20 protein-coding genes and 3 pseudogenes are annotated in these 21922 nt (G+C 39.3%); 11 read left to right on the top strand and 12 right to left on the bottom strand.

All coding sequences use genetic code 11. The annotated features are described in order from the left end of the window. The first annotated feature begins 159 nt into the window (after window positions 1-159). The 3 genes and pseudogenes from ACEWFH_RS15895 to ACEWFH_RS15885 all read left to right on the top strand — a co-directional run bounded on the left by ACEWFH_RS15895 (window position 160) and on the right by ACEWFH_RS15885 (window position 5346). Window positions 160-3585, top strand: a complete 3426-nt coding sequence (locus ACEWFH_RS15895) for a S8 family serine peptidase (RefSeq protein ID WP_473724766.1) — start codon at window positions 160-162, stop codon at window positions 3583-3585. Between the two features lie 175 nt (window positions 3586-3760). After that, window positions 3761-5046 (top strand): annotated as a pseudogene (locus ACEWFH_RS15890) (MFS transporter). Between the two features lie 51 nt (window positions 5047-5097). Further along, window positions 5098-5346: a hypothetical protein gene (locus ACEWFH_RS15885; RefSeq protein WP_473724765.1), complete on the top strand. Its 249-nt coding sequence runs from the start codon at window positions 5098-5100 to the stop codon at window positions 5344-5346. Between the two features lie 153 nt (window positions 5347-5499). Here the strand turns inward: ACEWFH_RS15885 and ACEWFH_RS15880 are convergent, their stop codons facing one another. From ACEWFH_RS15880 to ACEWFH_RS15865, 4 genes are all read right to left on the bottom strand, one after another. After that, on the bottom strand, window positions 5500-6915 hold the full coding sequence (locus ACEWFH_RS15880; protein ID WP_473724764.1) for a sensor histidine kinase: 1416 nt from the start codon (window positions 6913-6915) through the stop codon (window positions 5500-5502). After that, window positions 6902-7585, bottom strand: coding sequence for a response regulator transcription factor (locus tag ACEWFH_RS15875; protein WP_473724763.1), 684 nt, complete (start codon window positions 7583-7585; stop codon window positions 6902-6904). The genes ACEWFH_RS15880 and ACEWFH_RS15875 overlap by 14 nt, the downstream gene beginning before the upstream one ends. 68 nt (window positions 7586-7653) lie before the next feature. After that, window positions 7654-7833 (bottom strand): hypothetical protein, encoded by a 180-nt coding sequence (locus ACEWFH_RS15870; protein WP_473724762.1) that lies wholly within the window; start codon window positions 7831-7833, stop codon window positions 7654-7656. A gap of 89 nt (window positions 7834-7922) precedes the next feature. Then, window positions 7923-8705 (bottom strand): hypothetical protein, encoded by a 783-nt coding sequence (locus ACEWFH_RS15865; protein WP_473724761.1) that lies wholly within the window; start codon window positions 8703-8705, stop codon window positions 7923-7925. 325 nt (window positions 8706-9030) lie between these two features. Between ACEWFH_RS15865 and ACEWFH_RS15860 the strand changes: the two genes are divergently transcribed. Further along, window positions 9031-10188: an acyl-CoA dehydrogenase family protein gene (locus ACEWFH_RS15860; RefSeq protein ID WP_473724760.1), complete on the top strand. Its 1158-nt coding sequence runs from the start codon at window positions 9031-9033 to the stop codon at window positions 10186-10188. Window positions 10189-10346: 158 nt separating this feature from the next. Here ACEWFH_RS15860 and ACEWFH_RS15855 read toward each other — a convergent pair. Further along, a pseudogene (locus tag ACEWFH_RS15855) lies at window positions 10347-10723 on the bottom strand (glyoxalase superfamily protein). Between the two features lie 140 nt (window positions 10724-10863). Between ACEWFH_RS15855 and ACEWFH_RS15850 the strand changes: the two are divergent. Further along, on the top strand, window positions 10864-11295 hold the full coding sequence (locus ACEWFH_RS15850) for a VOC family protein (RefSeq protein WP_473724759.1): 432 nt from the start codon (window positions 10864-10866) through the stop codon (window positions 11293-11295). Continuing rightward, window positions 11292-11579 carry a hypothetical protein gene (locus ACEWFH_RS15845; RefSeq protein ID WP_473724758.1) on the top strand — a complete coding sequence of 96 codons (288 nt, stop codon included), beginning with the start codon at window positions 11292-11294 and terminating at the stop codon, window positions 11577-11579. Before ACEWFH_RS15850 ends, ACEWFH_RS15845 begins: the two co-directional genes overlap by 4 nt. Window positions 11580-12092: 513 nt before the next feature. On the opposite strand, the gene ACEWFH_RS15840 is transcribed toward ACEWFH_RS15845, so the two are convergent. The 5 genes from ACEWFH_RS15840 to ACEWFH_RS15820 all read right to left on the bottom strand — a co-directional run bounded on the left by ACEWFH_RS15840 (window position 12093) and on the right by ACEWFH_RS15820 (window position 15721). Then, complete coding sequence (locus ACEWFH_RS15840; RefSeq protein ID WP_473724757.1) at window positions 12093-12749, bottom strand: TetR/AcrR family transcriptional regulator; 657 nt, start codon at window positions 12747-12749, stop codon at window positions 12093-12095. A gap of 69 nt (window positions 12750-12818) precedes the next feature. After that, window positions 12819-13856 carry an ABC transporter permease gene (locus tag ACEWFH_RS15835; RefSeq protein WP_473724756.1) on the bottom strand — a complete coding sequence of 346 codons (1038 nt, stop codon included), beginning with the start codon at window positions 13854-13856 and terminating at the stop codon, window positions 12819-12821. Next, window positions 13846-14574: an ABC transporter ATP-binding protein gene (locus ACEWFH_RS15830; RefSeq protein ID WP_473724755.1), complete on the bottom strand. Its 729-nt coding sequence runs from the start codon at window positions 14572-14574 to the stop codon at window positions 13846-13848. The genes ACEWFH_RS15835 and ACEWFH_RS15830 overlap by 11 nt, the downstream gene beginning before the upstream one ends. Before the next feature lie 150 nt (window positions 14575-14724). After that, window positions 14725-15234 carry a DoxX family membrane protein gene (locus tag ACEWFH_RS15825; protein ID WP_473724754.1) on the bottom strand — a complete coding sequence of 170 codons (510 nt, stop codon included), beginning with the start codon at window positions 15232-15234 and terminating at the stop codon, window positions 14725-14727. Between the two features lie 40 nt (window positions 15235-15274). Then, complete coding sequence (locus tag ACEWFH_RS15820; RefSeq protein ID WP_473724753.1) at window positions 15275-15721, bottom strand: universal stress protein; 447 nt, start codon at window positions 15719-15721, stop codon at window positions 15275-15277. A gap of 266 nt (window positions 15722-15987) precedes the next feature. Between ACEWFH_RS15820 and ACEWFH_RS15815 the strand changes: the two are divergent. Both ACEWFH_RS15815 and ACEWFH_RS15810 read left to right on the top strand, forming a co-directional pair. Further along, window positions 15988-16751 (top strand): annotated as a pseudogene (locus tag ACEWFH_RS15815) (class I SAM-dependent methyltransferase). Window positions 16752-16874: 123 nt separating this feature from the next. Then, window positions 16875-17744, top strand: coding sequence for an STAS domain-containing protein (locus ACEWFH_RS15810; protein ID WP_473724752.1), 870 nt, complete (start codon window positions 16875-16877; stop codon window positions 17742-17744). A gap of 60 nt (window positions 17745-17804) precedes the next feature. On the opposite strand, the gene ACEWFH_RS15805 is transcribed toward ACEWFH_RS15810, so the two are convergent. Beyond that, entirely contained in the window at window positions 17805-18230 is a 426-nt protein-coding gene (locus ACEWFH_RS15805; protein ID WP_473724751.1) for a DUF4395 domain-containing protein, read from the bottom strand. Between the two features lie 139 nt (window positions 18231-18369). Here ACEWFH_RS15805 and ACEWFH_RS15800 point away from each other — a divergent pair, with 139 nt between their 5' ends. After that, window positions 18370-18822, top strand: coding sequence for a PaaI family thioesterase (locus tag ACEWFH_RS15800; RefSeq protein WP_473724750.1), 453 nt, complete (start codon window positions 18370-18372; stop codon window positions 18820-18822). A gap of 49 nt (window positions 18823-18871) precedes the next feature. Here ACEWFH_RS15800 and ACEWFH_RS15795 read toward each other — a convergent pair whose 3' ends face one another. Beyond that, complete coding sequence (locus ACEWFH_RS15795) at window positions 18872-19366, bottom strand: peroxiredoxin family protein (RefSeq protein ID WP_473724749.1); 495 nt, start codon at window positions 19364-19366, stop codon at window positions 18872-18874. 134 nt (window positions 19367-19500) lie between these two features. Here ACEWFH_RS15795 and ACEWFH_RS15790 point away from each other — a divergent pair, with 134 nt between their 5' ends. Both ACEWFH_RS15790 and ACEWFH_RS15785 read left to right on the top strand, forming a co-directional pair. Beyond that, window positions 19501-20220 (top strand): sulfotransferase domain-containing protein, encoded by a 720-nt coding sequence (locus ACEWFH_RS15790; protein ID WP_473724748.1) that lies wholly within the window; start codon window positions 19501-19503, stop codon window positions 20218-20220. 237 nt (window positions 20221-20457) lie between these two features. Continuing rightward, complete coding sequence (locus tag ACEWFH_RS15785) at window positions 20458-21618, top strand: S8 family peptidase (protein ID WP_473724747.1); 1161 nt, start codon at window positions 20458-20460, stop codon at window positions 21616-21618. Window positions 21619-21922 lie beyond the last annotated feature (304 nt).

The following is a 21922-nucleotide window of genomic DNA, read 5'->3' as shown; positions in this document are numbered from 1 at the left end:
ATTATGGGATTGACAAATAAAACATAGTAAAAAAGACTGCTGTTTTCTTCTTCATTCCCTTTAAAATAACCCCAATTTACATCCTAATATGGACTCTCTAAGATAAAAAATATGAATAGTTCGAATTTAAAAGAATTAGAGGGTGAGTGGATGAGGGATATGAAGAGGAAGGTATTACCGTCATTTCTAGCGGGTGTTATTGCATTAAGTACGTTTGGTTCATCTGTCAGTGCGGATTTTCAGTTTTCAAAACAAGATCCAAAGCAGCTTCCGATGTCAGAAACACTAGAAAAGCTTAAAAACTTTGGGGAAAATATAGAGCAAAACAACGATCCGCTTTACGGCTTACAGAAGACTTCTTTCAATCCGAACGAAAAAGTAAGAATTATTGTAGAAGTTGAAGTGGACAAGCAAGCAAAATCACTGCCTCAAGCTCAAGTGGAGAAGGTAAAAAAGGCCATTACAGAAAAGAGAAGTTCTACAACAAAAGTAAGACACAGCTATTCAAAAGGATTTTATGGCTTTAGCCTAGAAACAACGCTTGGAGAAGCGCAAAAATTGGCCAAACTTCATGGGGTAAAAGATGTTCGTGTAGCTAAGCAATATGAACATACTGTTGTAAACAGCAAAGAGCTTGTTGAAGCGATGAATACGTGGACAAATTACAACACACGCGGAGAAGGTATGGTTGTAGCGATCGTTGACTCAGGCGTCGATCATCGCCATGAAGCGATGCAGCTTTCTGAAAAAGGAAAAGAGGCTGCAAAACTCACTCAACAAAATCTTCAAGATGACTTTAATCAAACAGAAATTAACGAATTGTGGTATACCGATAAAGTGCCAACGGGATACGATTGGGCAGACAAGGATACGAACGTTATCCCAACAAAGAATTCACACGGAACACATGTTGCCGGTATTGTAGGGGCATATGAAGAGACACAGAAAAAAGCTGTGGGTGTAGCTCCTGATGTTCAGCTTTTAGCAGAAAAGGTATTTTCCGATAAAGGCGGCGGTGCCTACGATGATGATATCTCAGCAGGCATCTACCATGCTGTAGAAATGGGAGCTGACGTAATCAACCTAAGCTTAGGCTCAGAGGCGGGGAACGTTGATCCAAACGACCCGGTTCAGCGTGCGATTCAATATGCAACGGAACAAGGCGTTTTGGTTGTAGCAGCAGCAGGGAACGCAGCATACAGCACAAAGAATAATTTGCTAGCTAAATCTCAGCTGCCGTTAGCGAAGAATCCTGATATTGGTTTAGTAGGAGACCCAGGTGTAACTCCTCATGCTCTTCAAGTGGCTTCTTCAGAAAACGACATGATGACAGTAGATGGATTACGCTTATCTGATGGCAGCTTATTCGGTTATCAAATTCAGCCCGGGATTAAGAAATTAATCGGTACGTTGGATCCAGCCAAGCAGTATGAGTTGGTATTTGTAGGGGAAGGAAGCTCATCAGATTTTAAGAACCTTGATCTTCAAGGGAAGATTGCAGTCGCGCAGCCATTGCAAAACTATTCAACGTTCACTCATATTCAAACTGGAGCAGGCGGCAAAGGAGCAGTAGCAGCAATGGTAGTACCGCCTCCACAAGTTCCTGCATACTCAAGCTTATACTTCAGCCCTTACTTCATTCCAGCAGTAACAACGGATCAAGTAAACGGAAATCAGTTAGTTGAACGATTAAAAAACGGAGAGAAAATAACGGTCCAACTGACAGATGAGGTGTTAAAGGTTCAAAATACAGCAACAGAGCCAATGTCTTCGTTCTCATCATTCGGTTCACCAACAGATCTTAGCTTTAAACCAGAGATCACAGCACCAGGAGGGAAAATCTTTTCTACTGTTATAAATAATCAGTACGAAACGATGAGCGGCACATCCATGGCAAGTCCGCATGTTGCCGGTGGAGGAGCATTACTTCTACAACATTATTATCAAGAGCTTGGTCTTCCGAAAGAAATGGACACGGTGTTAAAAGCAAAGAACGCTTTAATGAACACGACTGAAACGTTAAGAAATCCGAAGCATGATAACGCCCTGTATTCTCCAAGAAGACAAGGTTCAGGAATGATGAAGATTGAAAGAGCTCTTAAAACACCTTATTTACTTGAGCATGTTGGTGTTCCTTTAGAACAAGCGGCATCTGTTGCTCTCAAAGAAATGGATATAAACTTTGATTTCACATTAAATGTAGAACCTTTAAAGAAAAGTCTAGTAAAGCCTCAACACCAATATGAGATCCAGGTGGATCTAATTACAGATGAAATGACAAAACAGACACATGCAGGAGTGGAAAGAGAGTACTTAACGCTTCACTCTGTTCCTGTAAAAGGTGCTGTTATTAAAATTAATGGGAAAACGTATGACCCAACAGAACCATACACCTATAAGCCGCAACGCGATGAAGAAGTGAAGATCTCTGTTACACTGCCTGAAGAGTTAAGTGAAGGTCGCTTCATTGAAGGATTTGTTCGCTTTGTTCCTAAAGGAAGTTCGGTTAAAGAATTAACGACTTTATCTGTACCACTTATGGGGTACTACGGTGACTGGGATAAGATTGCTAACGTGGATGAAAGTCCTGTAACAGGAGATGCCTTCTTAGGTTATACAGTTCTTTTTAACGATATCGATACATTGCCTCTCGGTTACAACGGAAAGACTGGGACGTTTGATCAAGAAAAGATTGGAGTTTCGCCACGTTCAAGTAGTTCTGGAGCTTATCCAGGATTTACTGCTCTTCGTAACTTAAAGGAGCTATCCTTGAGCATTCAAGATGAGAAGGGCAACATCATTGAAGATCTTGGTAACTTTAGTGAGTTTACAGAGGATGGAAGTCCATACCGGTTTAGAAAGAACATTATGAGTTTTAGAGATTACTATTACAATATGGAAGGATTCTCCTGGAATTCTACAGATAATGAAGGTAATACGGTTAAAGATGGTCAATATTACTATGTGTATACAAGTACGCTTAACTACGAAGGAGCTAAACCGCAAGTTACAAAGATTCCTATAAAAGTAGATTCGGTTGCACCAAAAGCAGAGAACATTAAAGTGACCGAACTGCCAGATGGTAAGTACCGCATTACTTGGGATGTGAAGGAAACAAGTACAGGCCACATGGGTAACATGCTTTGGGTAAACGGGGTGTCTCAAAGACTGCAGGATGAATCAAATGAGTTCATTTCTAAAGTTAAACCAGAGTTAGTTACTATTTCTGCTATTGATTATGCAAGAAATGTTGGAGTCTCTTATCAAGGTGATGAGAAATATTTAAATGTCGAAGCGCTCATTAACTATATGGGGATTAATAACGCGACGAATGTAAATGAATCAAAACCTCTTCGAATGACTCTTTTCGGGTTTAAGCGTCTTGATTGGCATTTTGAGATCACAGATGGTCAAGGGAACACGCTTGAAGAAGCAGACATTTATAATGAACATTCTATCTATAACCTGCCATGGGTACCCGACAGTGATTATCCAGACGGAGACTATTATGTAAAGGTAACGGTTAAAGATGAGACTGGTTTGACATTAACATCCGTTCCAAGAAAGTTTACGGTTAAACGATAATTAATAGATAGTTAGTTTATTAAGAGCTTTATGGGGTGATAGCATCCATAAAGCTCTTTTTCTTTCTTTCTACAATAATCTACAGAGGACATTCGACCTAAAAAAATATTTACAAAAGTTGGGATAAGGTAGAAAATGGTAAGGGAGTGCAGTTTTACATAATGGGGGTTATTTCATGAAAGATTTTCTGAAAGTATTTCAGAACAAAAACTTCAGTAAATTGTTTTTTGCCGGTTTTACTTCAATGATGGGAAGTATTATTGGTGTTACAGCTTTTATGTTCTATTTATTAAATAAGTTTGGCGAGCAGCCTTTTTATGCGACGCTTGCAGAACTGATGTATTCGTTACCGACCTTAGCTGTTTTCTTTATTGTAGGCGTTTTGGCAGATCGAATGGATCGTCAGAAGATCGCACTATATTGTGATTGGATCTGTGCAGTACTGTGCCTAGCATTGATGGGAGCGATTTGGCTCGATTGGATGCCTTTAATCTTTGCCATTCTATTTTTAAGAAGTGCTGTGGGGAAGTTCTTTTTCCTGCTGACCAGGCGATGGTACAAGGTATTCTTTCAAAGGATGAGTACGCGATTGCAGCGGGTTTGAATCAGATGGTAGGCAGTTTGTTCATGCTTTTTGGAAATATGATTGCGATTTTTATTTATTGGAGTGTGGGGATTCAAGGAGCAATTGCGTTTGACCTTGTTACGTATATCATTTCAGCTTTACTTATCATGAGTATGAAAGTGAACGAAGAAGTACGTCTGCCAAATGGAAGTCATACGTTTAAGGAAATAAATGTAAAAATGGTTTGGAAAGATTTTGGAGCAGGGTTTTCTTATATAAAGCAATCAAAACTGTTGCTTGCTTTGATTTTTGGATTCTTTTTGTTTGGTGTGGTGAATGGTGGACTTTCTGTCATGCCAGCTTTCATCATGAAATATAAGCTCGCTCCAGATAACTATGAACAAATGATGATGTGGATGGGCATTGTGTTTGGCGTTTCTGTTTTAGTTGGTAGTGTACTTTGTTCAATGCTTGCTAAAAAGATGAAGCTCTCACATGCAATTGTCATTGGTCTTTTTGTCAGTGGTTTTGCACTCGGCTTATCCGGTATTGCTACAAATGTATGGGAGTTTCTGATATATACGGCTTTTGCTGGACTAAGTATCCCGCTGATAAACATCGGCATCGGTGGATGGCTACCTAAGATTGTCGATCCTAAAATGATGGGACGTGTCCAAGGTTGGATCACACCAATCAATATGTTGTCACATACAATAACACTTGGATTGATCGCTGCGTTCTTCCCTAAGTTTTTATCGGTTGAAGCTTTGTTCTGGGTAGTAGGAGGAGCTCTTGTCTTAGTCGGATTCTTCTATCTGTTCACATTGCCAAAATATGATGTGGAAGAGAACGAAGATAACGTTAATCAGGAATTTATCGAAAAAGTACCAGTTTAAAGGTGGAGATTGCAGCGAACCCCTTATATAATGGTATTCGGAGGGGAAGTCATGGCTGTATTTCAAAGTGTATTATTCTGGATATTTTTAATCTTGCCGATCGTTTTGTTTTTCGTGGCAATTGCCAGGACATCGTGGGTGTTAATGATTGTAAACTTATTCTTAACCCTGCCGCTTGTTTGGTTTGTTAGCTGGATTACAGAAAGATATGGTGCAGTTTTTGTTGTGATTGTGATTCATCTGGTAACAGGTGTGTGGCTATGGACAAAAAGACAGAGGCTGGATTATAGATCGTTTTAACAAAAGCTTTGCAAATAAACATTTGCGAGCTTTTTTATTTGAAAAAAACGACCGGCTGGGTAGGCCGGTCTCACTAGTGGGGAGGTTAGCTGTTGGAATACCTAACCTATATTTAGAATAACACGAACAAGTGTTCTTGTAAATGTATTTTACTTATTTTTTCCAACATATCGAAAAAGTGGTTCCTCCTGCTGAACTTTTCTTTAATGTAAGCTCTGCACCTATTGCTTTTGATAGCATTTTGCTGAACGGCAGTCCAAGTCCTAAACCGCGGACTTTTAACTTTTTATGTTCTCCACGAAAAAAACGTTCAAAAATAAACTCTTGTTCATTTTCAGGAATACCTTGACCTGTATCGCTCACTTCAATTTCATCATTGCTCAATGTAACGATGATCGTTCCATTGGATCTTAAAGCCTGATAAGCGTTATTCAGAAGGTTAATCAGAATTTGCTGCAAGCGTAGTGGATCTGTTTCTCGATAAATCGCGTTATCAGGAACAACCACTTTGCAGTCCACTTGTTCGTTCAAAGTGATTTTCCATTGATAAACAACATACTGAACCAGTTCGTTCATGTTGCATGTTTCGCTTCGAATGGTGAATGCTCCAGCTGATAGGGAGTTGTAGTCTAATAGGTCTTCTATCATCCTTTGTAGTCGATGAACTTCTTTCATAGTAATTTCTAAAAACTCATCACGTTCTTCTCCATCAACGATTCCATCTTTAACCGCCTGTACAAGACCACTGATTGAGGTAACCGGTGTTTTCAAATCATGTGTAACACCTGCGAGAAGTTCGGCTCGCAGTTTTTCTAAATGTTTCAGCTTCGTGCTCATCTGTTCAAATGAAGTTAATAGCTCATGAATCTCTTGTTCTTTTGCATCTGTATTTAAGTGGATGTCATAGTTTCCTTCTTGAATCTGTGAAGAAGCTTTAGCGACATCTTGAATAGGTCTAAGAATTTTTTTCAACAATAGATAGATGATCAGCCACCCGAGCAAGCCAAGGCTTATCAATAAAAAAATAGGTAGTCTATACTCTTGGTTCACATCTGTCAGGTTTGATGCTGTTTGCATGAGAATTACCCAACCAGCTTGATCGCCAGCGTACATTAAAGGCTTCTTGACAGCATAGACAGATGTTCCCTCCATTTTAAATTTCTTAACGGTTTTTTCACTTTCTAAAATTTCATCTGGCATAGAATCTAGGTTAAAGAAATGTTGTTCGTTTGGCTCTGGTCCTCGTTGAAGAGACCTTGGATTTAGGATGGTACCATTCAAGTCGGTAATATAAAGTTCTGGTGGTTTATCCATTTGTAAAATTTGAGCGCGATCATCAAGCTTTCGGTTAAAACGCCCTAAATCATTTTTTCTGTCACCAGATTCAATACGGTCTGCTGTATCAGCTGCAACGTATTCCATAAGGGTTAAGCGGTTTTCAAGCGCCGTATGCCTGATCCACCATAAAGAACAGACACCAAGAATAAGAAGACCGATAAAGAGGGTGAGCACATATCGAGTAGTCCAGTATTTTAATAAAGTTGTTCGAGTCTTCTTATTTGTAAACACAGAACTGATACCCCAATCCTCGAAGTGTACGGATTTCACCTTGTGCGTCTGGCCATGTTGAAAGCGCTTGGCGAATCCGTTTAATGGCTAGATCAACCGCTCGCTCACTGCCGTCATAATCTAATCCCCATATCTGTTCAATTAAATTGTCTCTCGTAAAAGTCCGGTTTGGCCGGGCAGCCAGAAAGAGTAATAAGGTGGTATCTTTAGGCGTGAGAACGATTGGTTCACCATTTATTTTTACAACATGAGAATCAAAGTTCATGCTCAGGCTGCCATATTGTTTCGTATTCTCAGATTCTAAAACACTTGAAGATCGTCGAAGGACTGCATTAACTCTTGCGATTACTTCTTCACCTATAAAAGGTTTTGTTATATAATCATCCGCTCCAGAATTTAATCCTTTTAGGCGGTAATCTATGTCTCCAAGCGCTGTAAGCATGATAACAGGACAGGAGCTGTTTTGTCGGATTTCATGTAGAATTGACCAGCCATCTTGATCGGGAAGCATGATATCAAGAAGTACAAGGTTAGGAGATACATCTTTAAATTCTTGAAGTGCTGATTTACCGTCAAATGCTTGGACGACATCATAACCTTCGTGTTTTAAGTAAACCGTCAATACTCTTGATATGGTTACTTCGTCTTCAACTAGCAAAATAGTTTTCATGGCTGACCCTCCTGTTACCATTACTATACTGTAAAAATCCCCAGTTTTATAGACTGGGGACGGTTGATTTACATGTCGTTTCCGAATTCAACTTGTTCGCTGGATTGTGGCTGCATCTCACTGTTTGATTGTGCTTCACCTTCAAACCGATGCCCGTCACCATGGTGTTTACCACCCCCACGATGACCGCCTGGGCCAAAAGCTTTTTTCATTTTACCCATTAGCGGAAAAAAGTGATCTTCTCTCAAAGCTTCAAGTTTATCTGCATCTTTCTTCTCGATCGCTTCTATTAATTCAGGTGTTGATTTATCTTTTGTAGAAATACCAAGTTCTTTCGCTAAGTTCTGAATTTTTTCTCTCTAACTTCAAACGCAATTTCAGGAATCGTTTTTCCGTCGATCGTAATGTTAAGCTTTTTCACTTCTGCTTTCGCTTTTGCAGATGCAACTTCTTGAGCTAGTTCACGAATGTCTTTTCCATCCACTGAAATTCCTAATGTCTTCGCTTCCTTATTAACGGATGCAGCCATCACTTCTTGCTGAAGAGTTTGCAAATCTTTGCCTTCTGTTGATATGCCGAATTCTTTTGCTTTCTTATTAAGTACTGACGTACGGATCTCTTTTCTTAATGTTTGTGCGTCTTTACCATCTGTCGCAACACCTAGTTTTTTCGCTTCTTTTTTCAGCTCAGCAAGATGGATTTCTTCATGTAAAGCAGAGACATCTTTATTTTTGGTTGAGATGCCAAGTGACTTTGCTTTCATCTGCAGTTTGGCTAACTGTACTTCTTCAGCTAGTGTTTCGATATCCTTGCCAGAAGTCTTGATACCTAATTCCTTCGCTTCTTTTTTAATTAGTGATTCGCGAATTTCCTTCATAAGAGTTTCTGCATCTTTACCACTCGTACTAATGCCCAGTTCTTTTGCTTTTTCTAAAAGATCTTCAGAGTTCCCTTTAAAGAATCCTCCAAAATGACCGAATCCTTTTGCTTTCATTTCCCATTTTTCTGTGAAAGCAGCCTTTGAGCTCGAGTTATTGTTATCAGCTGCAAGTGATGTTGTCGCATATCCGCCAACTAATAATGTACCTGCAATGGTAAAGCCGATTACTGATCTTTTCATAAAATGTTTTCCTCCTAAATGGATCGTTTTGATTAAGACTGTAAGGTTCGAACCTTGTACATTTAATGTAACCATTGAAAATGTCAGGACCATGTCAGTGAAAGAGATAATGGTAAAAAGATAAAATAAATTTTGGGAGCGGAAATTAAACCAATAAGGATAAATAAAACAAGCAATTTTTAATAATTATCATAAAAAAGGAATGTGTCAGGAAGAAGTCAAAGGGGAATTATGGGACTAATACCTTGCCGTTTTTTATGTAAAAGGCATACACTATACTTTAAATCCATAGTGTTCTGATTTGTTAGGAAGGGATTGTCGTTTTGTGAATTATTTATATGACACTTATATAAAAACGAAGGAACAGAGGGAGTGGTTTGAAAGAATTGATGCCCTCGCTAAAAAGTTTGCTGAACGAGCAGACACATACGACCAAGAAGGCCGTTTTCCCTTTGAAAATGTAGATGAATTAAAAAATGCAGGTTACCTCTCATTAACCGTTCCGAAAGAATATGGGGGAGAAGGTTTAAGTTTGTATGAGTTTGTATTGCTGCAAGAAAGAATTGCAACAGGTGATGCTGCTACTGCTTTATGTCTTGGCTGGCATCTTGGATGTTTTTTAGAACTTGCCGAAGAACGAACGTGGGATACAGAAATGTTGAGATACCTTTGTGAAAAAGTCGTTGGAGATCAGGTCTTAGTGAACCGTGCTGCTACAGAACCGGCTACAGGAAGCCCAACTCGTGGTGGAATGCCTCAAACGATAGCGGTGAAGGAAGCAAATCATTGGATCATTAACGGTACGAAAACATTTACGTCCATGGCACCTGCACTCGACTATGCCATTGTTTCAGCTCAAATAGGGGATTCAGGCAAGAAAGGAAACTATTTAATCCCTATGAATGTACAGGGTGTATCGGTGGAAGAAACGTGGGATACCGTCGCGATGAGGGGAACGCGTAGTGATGATCTGGTGCTGAAGAATGTGAGAGTGGACGAAGGCGCACTAATCGAAGAAGACCGTGGAAAAAGTGAACTTCCAAAAGCATGGCTGCTTCATATCCCTGCGTGTTACATCGGGGTAGCGGTCGCCGCACGCAACGAAGCGGTTCACTTTGCAAAAACATATAAGCCGAACAGTCTGCCCGGACCGATTGGTGACGTACCAGAAGTGCAGCGGAAGATTGGTGAAATGGAGCTAGAACTGTTCAAAGCGAGAGAGCTTTTGTATTCTGTCGCCGCAAAATGGGTAAACGAACCTCTGTCCAGAATGGAAATGGGTCCGTCTTTAATGGCTGTCAAACATGTAGCAACAAACGGAGCGGCAAAAGTAGTTGATCTCGCCATGCGTATTGTTGGGGCAAGAAGCTTAGCGATGTCGAGTCCATTGCAGCGGCATTATCGGGATGTGCGAGCAGGGCTTCATAATCCGCCGATGGATGACATCGTAATTAGTACGCTAGCGAAAAAAGCATTGGAATAGAAGAACAGAGGACACCAAACGTTAATTTTGGTGTCCTTTTTCAATTGGACAAATTAATGGGGAGATTGGACAGATAAATTGGAAGATCAGACAGATAAGTAGGGAGATTGGACAAATTAATGTTGGAAATGGACAGATTAAATGAATTTGTCGGCAGATTATCGTGATTCAATCCGTTCAACAAAACAAAACTCGTTTCCGAAGGGGTCGCCTACTCTCACTTCCTTAAAACCATGCGCCTCTTCCAGTCCAGGTCTAGCATGTTTATACTTTTTTCAGCCAAAACTTGATGAAATGCCTCAATTCCTTCAACGTGTATTCTTAGTTTGATTCGAGGGCTAGAATCTCCATGATGTTCTGAAAGATGTAAAGTGCATTCTCCGAGTGAAACCTGCATATAGATCGGAAAATCCTCTTCGTATCGATGTTCCCAATCTAACGAGAACCCTAAAAAGTGAAGATAAAACTCCTTTGCCTTATCTACATCAAAAATGCGAAGGATGGGAATCGTGCTTTTGATATGATATCGATTCATTAGCTCTCACTCTCCAGACGTCTATGTTCTACTAGTGTTTCTCTTTTAAACTAGCAGTTCCTTTGTTTTGCTGGAGGATTTTTTCTTCCCAAAAACGAATGTTTATATAAATTAGGCAATGACTAAAGGAGGAAATCACCTTGAACGAAAAACTAGTTCGTGTAGGTACAACCTATGTACCAGTTCAGCATGTTGATCAATCTGCCAAGTGGTACACTGAAAAACTAGGTGCCACCCTTAACTATCAAGATGATGATAAAGCCATTCTAGATTTGGCTAACCAGAGCTTTTTCCTTGTGAAATCACTAGAAAAAGAGAATTCCAATTTCACGGATCATTCAGGTGAAAAGCAATTCTTTTTAACGTTTGAAGTGGACGGACTTGGCATTCTTTATAAGCTGCATCAAGATTTTAAAGAACTTGGTATTCAAACAGGAGATATCGAGGATCGTGGTCACACAGGTGAAAATTTTGTGTTCTCTGACCCCGATGGTAATTTGTTTGACGTTTGGAGTGAATTAAGTCCAAATTATAAAAAAATGTTACCGCCTGTTGCAGAGGTGAAGAAATGAGATGGGTGACGGGCATCCTCTTTTCAGTGTTAGGTGTCCTATTGTTAACACAAGGTCTTCATTTACGATCAATAGGTGAAGAGAAAGTAGATGGGGACGGTATCGGTGTTTATTTTTTAGGAATGGAAATAAACGAGAAAGTAGCTCGTGCTGATATTCCTTCCTATGCAAACGGATTTTTAGGAAGCGGAACGATTTTTTTACTGCTGGCAGTGTGTTTATTCGTGATTCTACTCAAAGAAAAAAGCACATTAAAACCGATCCAGAGAAAAGATCATGCTTGAGTTTTAGATTGAGCGGGAAATTTATAGCATAACAAGATAAGGCCATTGAGATTCTCTCTTTGGTTTTTCTTTATTAAAGGCTTTTTTCGTAAACTTTGTTGCTTTTGAATGTGGTTAATTTCCGTTCCAGGTTGCTCGCTTTCCGCGGGGCAGGCGGTGAGCCACATTCGTACGTTTCACTTTTAAGTGTCTCACCTGACCGCCAGTCCCGCAGGAGTCTCGCACCTTCCACTCCAATCAACTTATCAATGAAGAACTTCAAAATCGCTATTTAGCAACAATCTGTTAGAAAAAATCCATATTAAAAAATGTTCGATGGGAGGTGAGTGTATGAAAAAAGGGCTTGTACTGGTCTTAATTTGCGGATATTTGTTGCTTGGACCTTCCTCAATTGCATTGTCTCCCACAACTTCTGATACCCTAGTTAATCTATCTCACTATACTCCTGTCAGTCCCAAACTTAGTGAATAAATATGAAACCCGCCTCATTGTGAAGGCGGGTGTGTTTTTACCTTATTTTCTACCGCTTAGTCCATACATAATAAACTCCACGATTTGGTCAATTTCCTTATCATCATCCCATTCCATATCCGAAAAAAGAAGGAAACGGGGAAGGATGTACCCAATGATACTTGATGCTGTCATTCGCATGATCGTTTGGGGAGGCAATGCAATAATTTCTCCTTTTTCCTGAAAGTGCTCAATAATTTTTTTGAACTTCTCATAAACATGTTCGGCAAAAAGCTGTTGAAAGGGTTCGCGAAGTTCATCGTGAAAAGCGATCTCCTGTATAAAGATCTTTAAGACGGGAAACTGTTTTCTAACAAACTCTAGTCTGTTTTTTGCGACCACTCTTAAAAAGTCTTCATACCGTTCATACTCACTTTCAAATACTTCTTTTGCAAAGGTTTTTATGAAAAAGGGAGCTACAAACTTTGCCACCGTTGGAGTGACAATGGCGAGCAATAGTTCTTTCTTCGTTTTATAGTGTCGAAAGATCGTACCTTCAGCAACACCTGCTTTTTTTGCAATCTCACTCGTAGATGAGCCAGCATACCCTTTTTCAGAAAAAGTATCGATTGCAGCTTCTAGGATCTTGCGCTGTTTGTCGCTCATGGTTGTGTCATCTGTATCGTTTATTAATTCGGTAATCCATTCTGAATCAGACATAAGTGTTTCTCCTTTAAAAAACGTGCATTTTCTTTATTATAGACACAATTTGAATGCCGGACAAACACCTTACAGTTTTCGGTGCTTTTTTAAAGCGAGCACATTTAATGTCATAAATAATAGTGAGAATCCAGCAAGAACAAGGACTTCATCATAAATATGTCCCCAGCCGCCGCCTTGTATCATCACATCACGAATCGCTTCACCGCCGTAAGTCAAAGGCATGATATAGCTTAATGGCTGCAGCCAGTCTGCCATTGTTTCAATGTTGAAAAGGCCAGAGAAGAAGACTTGCGGAACAACAACGAGTGGAATGAACTGAATCATCTGTAATTCGTTCTTCGCAAAAGCAGAAAGCAAAGTTCCAAGTGAAAGGGCCGTAACCGCAAGCATCAAGGTAATGAGGATCACAAACCAAATGGAGCCAGCCATCATGATGTCTAAAACATAAATCGCGAACGCAACGATTATCGCAGATTGGATAACGGTAAAAATCCCAAATCCTAACACATACCCGGCTACCATTTCCCATCGGCGCAAAGGGGTTGCGAGCAATCTTTCAAGCGTTCCAGTCGTTCTTTCACGTAAGAATGAAACACCAGCAATTAAGAATACGAAAAAGAAGATAAAGAATCCGATTAAAAATGGACCAATGTAATCAAAGGTTTCCATGTCAGCTGAACCGTGCAAATAGTTAATTTCAGGCTTAATGGAGGACTGCTCGCTAGTTTGCGGACTCATTGCCTTCAATGCTTTTTCAATCGTCATCATAGAAGCTTTGTTTGCTGTTGGGTTACTGCCTTCGAGAGTGATCTTGGTTGTTGATAAATTAACTTCAATCAACGCATCTAGAGTCTCATTTTCAAGATCATCATAAGCTGCCTCACTGCTTCTGTAAGAGGTGAATGCCTTATCTGCCGTTTCTAATTTTTTCTTGATCATCGTCTGATCACTGACGACTCCTATTTTTGGCTCGTATTCGTTGTTCGAAAAAACGAGATTTACGAGAGTAAGTATTAGGAGCGGAGCAATAAACATCATGACAAGTGTTCGTTTGTCACGAAGGAATTGCCTGATAATTCGTTTAACAAGAGCTCTAATTCTCATGACGAACACCTCCATAATATAGAAACGCATCTTCAATCGTTGCGCTAGATGTGCTTTCTTTAAGCTGTTTCGGAGATCCTGAAGCGATTAATCTGCCATCACGAAGCATACCAAGCTGGCCGCACTTTTCGGCTTCATCCATAACGTGTGTGGTGACAAGAATCGTTGTTCCGTTTTCGCTTAACTTGTTAAGTTCCTTCCAGATTGACTGACGAAGAACAGGATCGATGCCGACTGTTGGCTCATCAAGAATAAGAATTTGTGGTTCGTGCAGAATAGCTGCTGCCAAAGAAAGGCGTCTCTTCATACCACCTGAATATTGGTGTACCGGTTTTTTTAGAAAGTCAGTCAAATTGACAAGTGAAGCGGCGTGCTCAATTCGCTCTTTTTGCTTTTTGCCTTTTAACCCGTAGATCGAAGCAAAGAATTCAAGGTTTTCTTTGCCGCTTAATTCTCCATAAAGAGCATCAGATTGAGCCATGAATCCGATACGAGTCATGTTATGAAGGTTGGGCATGAGAATATCAAGTACTTTAATGCTGCCTCTGGATGGTGTTTCAATTCCCGCAATCATTTTAACGAGAGTCGTCTTCCCGGCACCAGATGGACCGAGTAATCCATATATCTCATTCTCTTCAACATGTAATGAAATGTCTTCTAAAACAAGGTGAGAACCAAAATTCTTTGACACATCGGAAACCTGAATAACTGTATTCATAGAGAACCTCCTTGAGAGTGAGTATAAAAAGTGAGTACTTACTCATTTATATGTTTATAGCATATGACAGAGAATGAAAATATGTCAAGTGAGTACTCACTCATTTTTTAAAACAAAAGAAGGTCCCCAACAAGATGGGGACCTAAAAAATTAGTAGTGGGGGTATTCATTGTTGTTTAAACTTTTTTTGTTCCTATTAAATAATTTCGGTAAAATCCAGCGGTCAAGTCCGATCCACCGTGATGCGTTTCGCCCAGCAACGAGTATAAATATGGTAAGTAAAAGCATTTGTGGATTCGTGCTTACTGTACCCGAAAATAGAAATGCAAAATTCATAATTGCACCCATCAATGCAGAAAAGGTTGTGAAAATCCCCAATAAAAGGGCAAGACCTACTAAAAGTTCTCCCCAGGGAACGATGAAGTTGAAGAATTCTGCATTTGGTATAGCCACATGTGTAAGGAAATCTGCCCACCATGTTTGAACCGCTGGGTGTTCACCCGTCGCCTTACTTACAGCACCATGTAAAAATCCAGTAGCGTCAAATTTTCCTGTTATTTTTTCATAGCCTGCAACTGCCCATGTGTAGCCTAAATATAGACGGAAAATGGTAAGGATCAATGATGCAGACTTTTTCTCTCTAAGAAATTTAACAAACATCTTACACACCACCTTCTAATTAAGGCTATAAAAACAATTGTTATTTAATGACAAGCACGGGGCATTCAGCTTTTTGAACAACGTAATGGCTGACACTTCCTAAGAAAAGTTCTTTTACGCCGCTTAATCCACGGCTTCCGATAACGATTAAATCGATTCCGTTTAAGGATGCATAGTGAGTAAGTACGTTGCCTGGATGTCCTTCAATTGCCTTAGCAACGATGGGATGATCTGTTTTTAAACTGATTTCTGTTTTAACATTTTGAATGATTGCTTCGTTTCTTTCTTTTAATTCGTAGGCCGCTTGTTCAACCGGATAATTTGCATACGTGTATGCCATCGTATAGATAGGCTGGTAAACGGTGACAAGGTGCAGTTCAACGTCTTTTCTTTCGTTTGCAAAATTCAATGCGAAATCTAAGGCTTTTTGGCTTTCTTGTGATCCGTCATAAGCAACAAGGATGGTTTGAATGTTTGTATTCATCATAAATCCTCCCTACACTTTTATGTTTTGGAACTGTTTTAAGCATAGATGGTTTTAAAGGATGCGTAAGTGATATTAATCACAAACTGCATGATGTTTTGAAAGGGTATTGACGAAAATTTCAGAAAAAATCATAATGAACCTAGATTACAAGAAATGAGGGACTTAAGATGATAAGAAATAATAAACTGCAAGTTCAAATAGTAATGGTGCGGCAGGGTTAATTTGCGAAAGCCCTCCGTGTATACAACAATAATGGGGAAAACAGTATGTCTTTTAGTAATTATGGACCACTTTGTACGGAAGTTTATGATCTTACAAAAAAGTTGGACAGTCATTTGGCGGGGATATCGAATATTACGAAAGCAGATTAAAGGAAAATGGCGGACGTACTTTGGAAGCAATGGTCGGATCTGGCCGTGTAATTATTCCACTACTAGAAGCGGGTTTAGATATAGATGGAATGGACTATTCAGATGAGATGATGGCTTCTTGTCAAAAGAGGCTGAATGAAAAAGGCTTGTCTGCAAAGCTTTTTCAAAGTGACCTGCAAAATCTGAACCTGCCACAGAAATACAAAAATATCATCATACCAGGCGGCTCCTTTTTATTGATTGAAAAAAGAGAAGAATCGAAACGAGCACTGAAAAAAATATTTGATCATCTAGAGGATAGCGGAAAGCTGATCTTAGATATCTTCTTACCAACAGATAACTTTGAAGCCGGAAAAGTGCTCCGAACGTTAACGGTGGATTGTCCGAATGGAGATATTATCACGATGGAAGATAAATTAGTAGAGGTAAACTTCTTGGAACAGTACAAAGTTTCTTATCTGAAGTATGAAAAATGGCGCGGAGGAAATTTGATTCACACAGAACTTCAGCGCTTTGCCATTCGCTGGTATGGTATTGAAGAATTAAAACTGATCATGGAAAGTGTTGGTTTTAAAGAAGTGACTGTGAGCGCAGATTTTGAGTTTGAGAAGAAACCGACTCACGCAAGACAAAGCTTTGTGTTTGAAGCTGAAAAATAGTAAAAGATAAGATCATTTGCCTAGATGCAAATGGTCTTGTTTTTATTGTATAAATCACGTCTGTCCAGTATAGTTGAAATATGTTCATACGCACATATATTTTGAAAAAATAGGGGAGAAATAATGGCCAATTTAACGCAAGACCGAAGCAAAGCTCTTTATCAATTTATTATCCAGCATTCTTCTGAAATGACAGATTCCTGGCTTGCTTCTAGAGATATAAACGGCCATGGAATTTATTCAAAAAGAATGGGTGCAGAGGTTGAAGAAAGACTTCGTGAACAGAACCAGTGCTTTATTAAGATGATTGCATCCATATTTAATGAAAAAAATGAACTTCTACAGGATATTGACGCATGGGCCAAAAGAGTGGCGGAGGATCGAGCGGGATCAAATACTCCCATTCATGAGACGATCCAACAGTTTAAGATATTCAGAAACATCTTCTGGAGCAAAATTAGTGAATTCATAGAGAATCCACTAACGGCAGTAGATCAAACGGACATCTTAACATGGAGCAGCCTTCTGCATTCCACCTTTGATACGGTTATTGAGAGATTTGCTGAAGAGTACAATTTTTTTACTTTAAGGCGTATAGACGCTCAACAAGATATGATTAATCAGCTTAGCTCACCTGTTATTCCTTTATCGGACTTTGTCGGGATCTTACCGCTCGTTGGAGAAATTGATACACATCGAGCAAAGTGGATTATGGAATCAACGCTGCAGCAATGCATAGACAACAATATTACGCAGCTCTTTATTGATTTATCAGGAGTCGTTATTATTGATACGATGGTGGCAAACGAAATTTTCCAGGTGGTAAACACACTGAAGCTTCTCGGTGTGCAGTCTATCATCAGCGGGATTCGACCTGAAGTAGCTCAGACGAGTGTTCAGCTTGGAATTGATTTTAGTCAAATTCCCACACAAAGCAGTCTAAAACAAGCGTTGAAGAATAATAAGATTATTATCGAAAAGATATCATTATAGAGAAAAAGTGAAAGAACCATTTGCAGTTGTACGCAAATGGTTCTTTTTTAGTGTTTAGTTTTAATTTTGTGCTTTATGGTAACGGTACTGCTGCCATTTAAAACGAATGAAACAGCCAACACAAAAACCTAAGATGGCGACAAAAGAAGCAGTCGCAACCAAAATTGTAGCTGTTAAAGCAACCGCGTTCCAATTTAATGTATATCCAACGAACCCTAGAGCTAACAATGAGACTGCGATTAGCTGGTTAAACTGCTGCTGATCTTTATCTTCGGGAATATAGGCTGAAGGATTCTTTTTTAAGAATAGTTTCGCAACCTTCATCACAGGGTTGTAATCAAAGAACATCCCCAGGAGTCCAGCGACTAAAGGCAGTAATAGAATCCAAGCTTGACCAGAGAACCATGTAGCTATTACTGATAAAAAGATGAACCATTGATTTGTACGAACTAAAGGTCTAGGAATAGAGGATACTGTTTGTGACATTTTAAATCCGACCTTTCTTATAGGTTTAGTTATTTTATTGTAATTGTATTCTAACTAATTGTGAAGTGTTAAGCATTGGAACTTTGCGAGAAGGGATTGATCTGCTAAAAAAGAATGTCTTATAGCGAGGTGATAAAACATGAAGACAAAACGAGAAGATATAGATGTTCACTTTCAATACTCAGAAGAGATTAAGGAAAAGCTGAAGAGAGATACATTTGCTCAGTGGCTAGGCATTGAACTAATTGAGATCGGACCTGGAACAGCAATGGCCGAAATGACCATCACCGAGAACATGCTAAACGCACACGGAACAGCACATGGAGCAGCGCTATTCGCCATTGCGGACTTCGTATTTGCAGTAGCATGCAATTCATATGGAAAAACTTCTGTCGGACTGTCGGTGAATGTTGGGTATTTAGCTGCTTGTCAAAAAGGAGACAAAATAACTGCGAGGGCTTGTGAAATTAAGCGTAATCACCGTACTTCCTGGTATGAGGTGAGATTGGAGAACGAAAAAGAGCTGGTTGCCCATGTAAGTGCCTTATCATATCGTAAAAATGACTATTTCGTAGGCGGGGAAGAGGAGTAATCAGACAAAAACGGAGTGTGGCGAATAACGCCATCACTCCGTTTTTTGTTTATCTCAACGTTTTCTTAATGTACTTGATTGTTTTTCTCAGATCTTCGGCAGTTGGTCTGCCGAACGGTCCTGTTTGAATATCAAAATAGACCACTCTTTTCTGATCATCTACTAAAAACAATGCGGGTTCACCGTGCTCCCCATGATCGTCATATAGTTTGCCGTTATGATATTGAACGCCATACGGTTCCCCAGCTGCTCGTTCCGGATCACTAAACACAGGGAATGAAAGCGAATGTTTCTCCTTCATCTTGGTAAGATTCTGTTCTTCATCTGTTGAGATGGCCAGTATGTGGGTGTTCAATTCGTTAAACGTGTCAATGTTTTGCTCAAACTCTTTTAACTGATCGTTACAGACCGGACACCATTCGCCTCTAAAAAAGACAAGCAAATGAAAGCGGTCATCGTTGTTTAAATGATTGTGAAAAGAGAAAGATTCGCCTGTTTCTGACTTTAGTATGAAGTCTGGTGCTGTGTCGCCTGTTTTTAACATCTAAACATCCCTCCAAATAATAGGTTTCTTCATTAGCTATTCCTCTTGTGGTGAAATTTAAACTCAATTGTCCAAGCAGTTCTAAAATCAATGGAATAGTATAATAGCAAAATTGATTTAAAGGATGAAAAAAAGTGGAGTTAAAACCTTTTCTAATAAACAGCATTCCTAAAAGTGGAACACATCTTTTGCTGCAAGCAGTAAAAGGAATTCCTAATGTTCAAGTTGTTAATCCTGCCATCATGGGACAAATGGAACCTATTCATCCTCGTGTCCAAGATTTGCAGCGAAACCATTGTATGTATGGACATTTTCATTATTCTATTGCTAATGATCAAGAGTTTAAGAAGTATGGTGTAAAACAGCTTCTGCTGATTCGCGATCCAAGAGATATTATTTTGTCATTATATTATTACATGTTCAAGACACTTCCTAATCATCCTGTTCGACGCTATGCTGAAAAAAATAAGTTGAGTAAAGAAGAAGTCATTAACCATTTAATGTTGGGGATAAAAGATCAAGATTTTTTATATTTAGATATACATCAACTAATTAAAAAATACTCCTCGTGGATACAAAATTCTCATGTTCTTGTTTTGAGATATGAGAACTTAAATGACCCTTCAAAACAAGCGTTTGAATTCAAAAAGATTTTGCGACACTTAACAAACGGAAATTTGCCAGCTCATTATAAGGCAATTATCCATTCTATGAAGACTAATATCATTCCTGTAGAATCCGGTACCTTTCGTAAAGGCAAAAGCGGAGAATGGAGAAAAGAGTTCACACCGCAAAATAAACAAATTTTCTATCAAAATTTCAAAAAACTGTTAAAAGAACTAGGGTACCGTTAAAATTTATAGTCATTAAATATAGTACTTCTCTCTAGGTAAATACTACGTCTCTATGTAAAAAGTTTTAAAAAATGAAAAAGGATTAAAATGACCTTTTTCCTATTTTAAGTTAAAACTTTTAAAAATTAGTAGTATCTATTTGTTTTTGATAGAATAGTAAAATTCTTCTTTATTTTCTGTCAATTCCTCTCTATATTAGAAATTGTAGTTCGACACTAAATTAGAGGAGTGAAGTAAATGATTAAGAAGATTGCCACTATGGCAGCGGTTTTACCATTAGTAGTATCACTTGCATCACCAGCTGCGGCTGCAAAAAGTACAGAGGTAAAGGCGAACGTTACACCACAAGAAATTATCGTAAAATTTAAAGACAATGTGTCAGAGTCAAAAGTGAAATCTCTAGCAGTAAAAGGGAACGATGAAGTAAAAGAAAAAGGCTCTAAGTTTCATGTAATTAAAGTCAAAGACGGAAACGTAGATGCAGCCATTGCAGAATATGAAGCGAGTGGAGATGTAGAGTATGCAGAGCCAAACTATACATACCATGCGAGCTGGACTCCAAATGACACGTATTTCTCAAATGGAGTACAATATGCACCTCAAAAAGTAAGTGCTCAATCGGCTTGGGACATCACACGCGGTTCATCTACTACAAAAATTGCTATTCTTGACACAGGTGTAGATTACAACCACCCTGATCTAGCAGGAAAAGTTATAAAAGGATACGACTATGTTGACAATGACTGGGATCCAATGGACCTTCATGATCACGGAACTCATGCAGCAGGTATCGCAGCAGCACAAACGAACAACGCAAGAGGGATTGCAGGTATGGCTCCTAACGTATCAATCTATGCAGTTCGTGTGCTTGATGCTAACGGAAGCGGATCTCTTGATGACATAGCAAACGGAATCTATCATGCTGTTGATTCAGGTTCAAAAGTAGTTTCATTAAGTCTTGGGGGACCAAGTGGATCCACCTCTCTGCAAAACGCTGTAAACTATGCCGTTTCTAAAGGGTCTGTTGTAGTTGTTGCTGCAGGAAACGAAAACACATCAGCACCTAGCTATCCAGCTTACTACTCTGGTGCGATTGCAGTAGCAGCAACTGACCGTAATGACAATAGAGCTTCTTTCTCTAACTATGGATCATGGGTTGATGTTGCCGCTCCTGGTGTAGACATTGCTTCTACTGTACGTAACGGTGGATATGCATACATGTCTGGAACTTCAATGGCTTGTCCACTTGTTGCAGGGATTGCTGGCTTACTGGCTTCACAAGGACGCAGCGCAGCTAACATCCGTGCAGCAATTGAAAACACAGCTGATTATGTACCAGGAACAGGTTCTTACTACTCAAAAGGCCGTGTTAACGCAGCAGACGCTGTACGTTATTAATCTATAATCATAACCCCAAAAAAACAACTCTCAAGGATGGACGAATGTCCAGTCTTGGGAGTTTCTTTTTTATAGTTTTAAAAGACTAGGAAAAAACGTCGAATCATGACGAAAGATAAGAATAAGGACATATGTTCGCACTGCGTAAATTGTCGATGTAGACTTAATAGCTCATTTTTAAAGTCAGGACTTGTGGTAACTTTTAACAGTTTGGTAGAATAGTAATAGTACCCCACAGCTAGAATCTTTATTTCTTATGGCAAACACACGATAAGAAAGGAGGTTCACTTTCCAAATCACATTT

The organism is Fictibacillus sp. EA-CB0309 (assembly GCF_055814265.1).
This window is presented reverse-complemented; position numbering and strand designations above follow the sequence as displayed.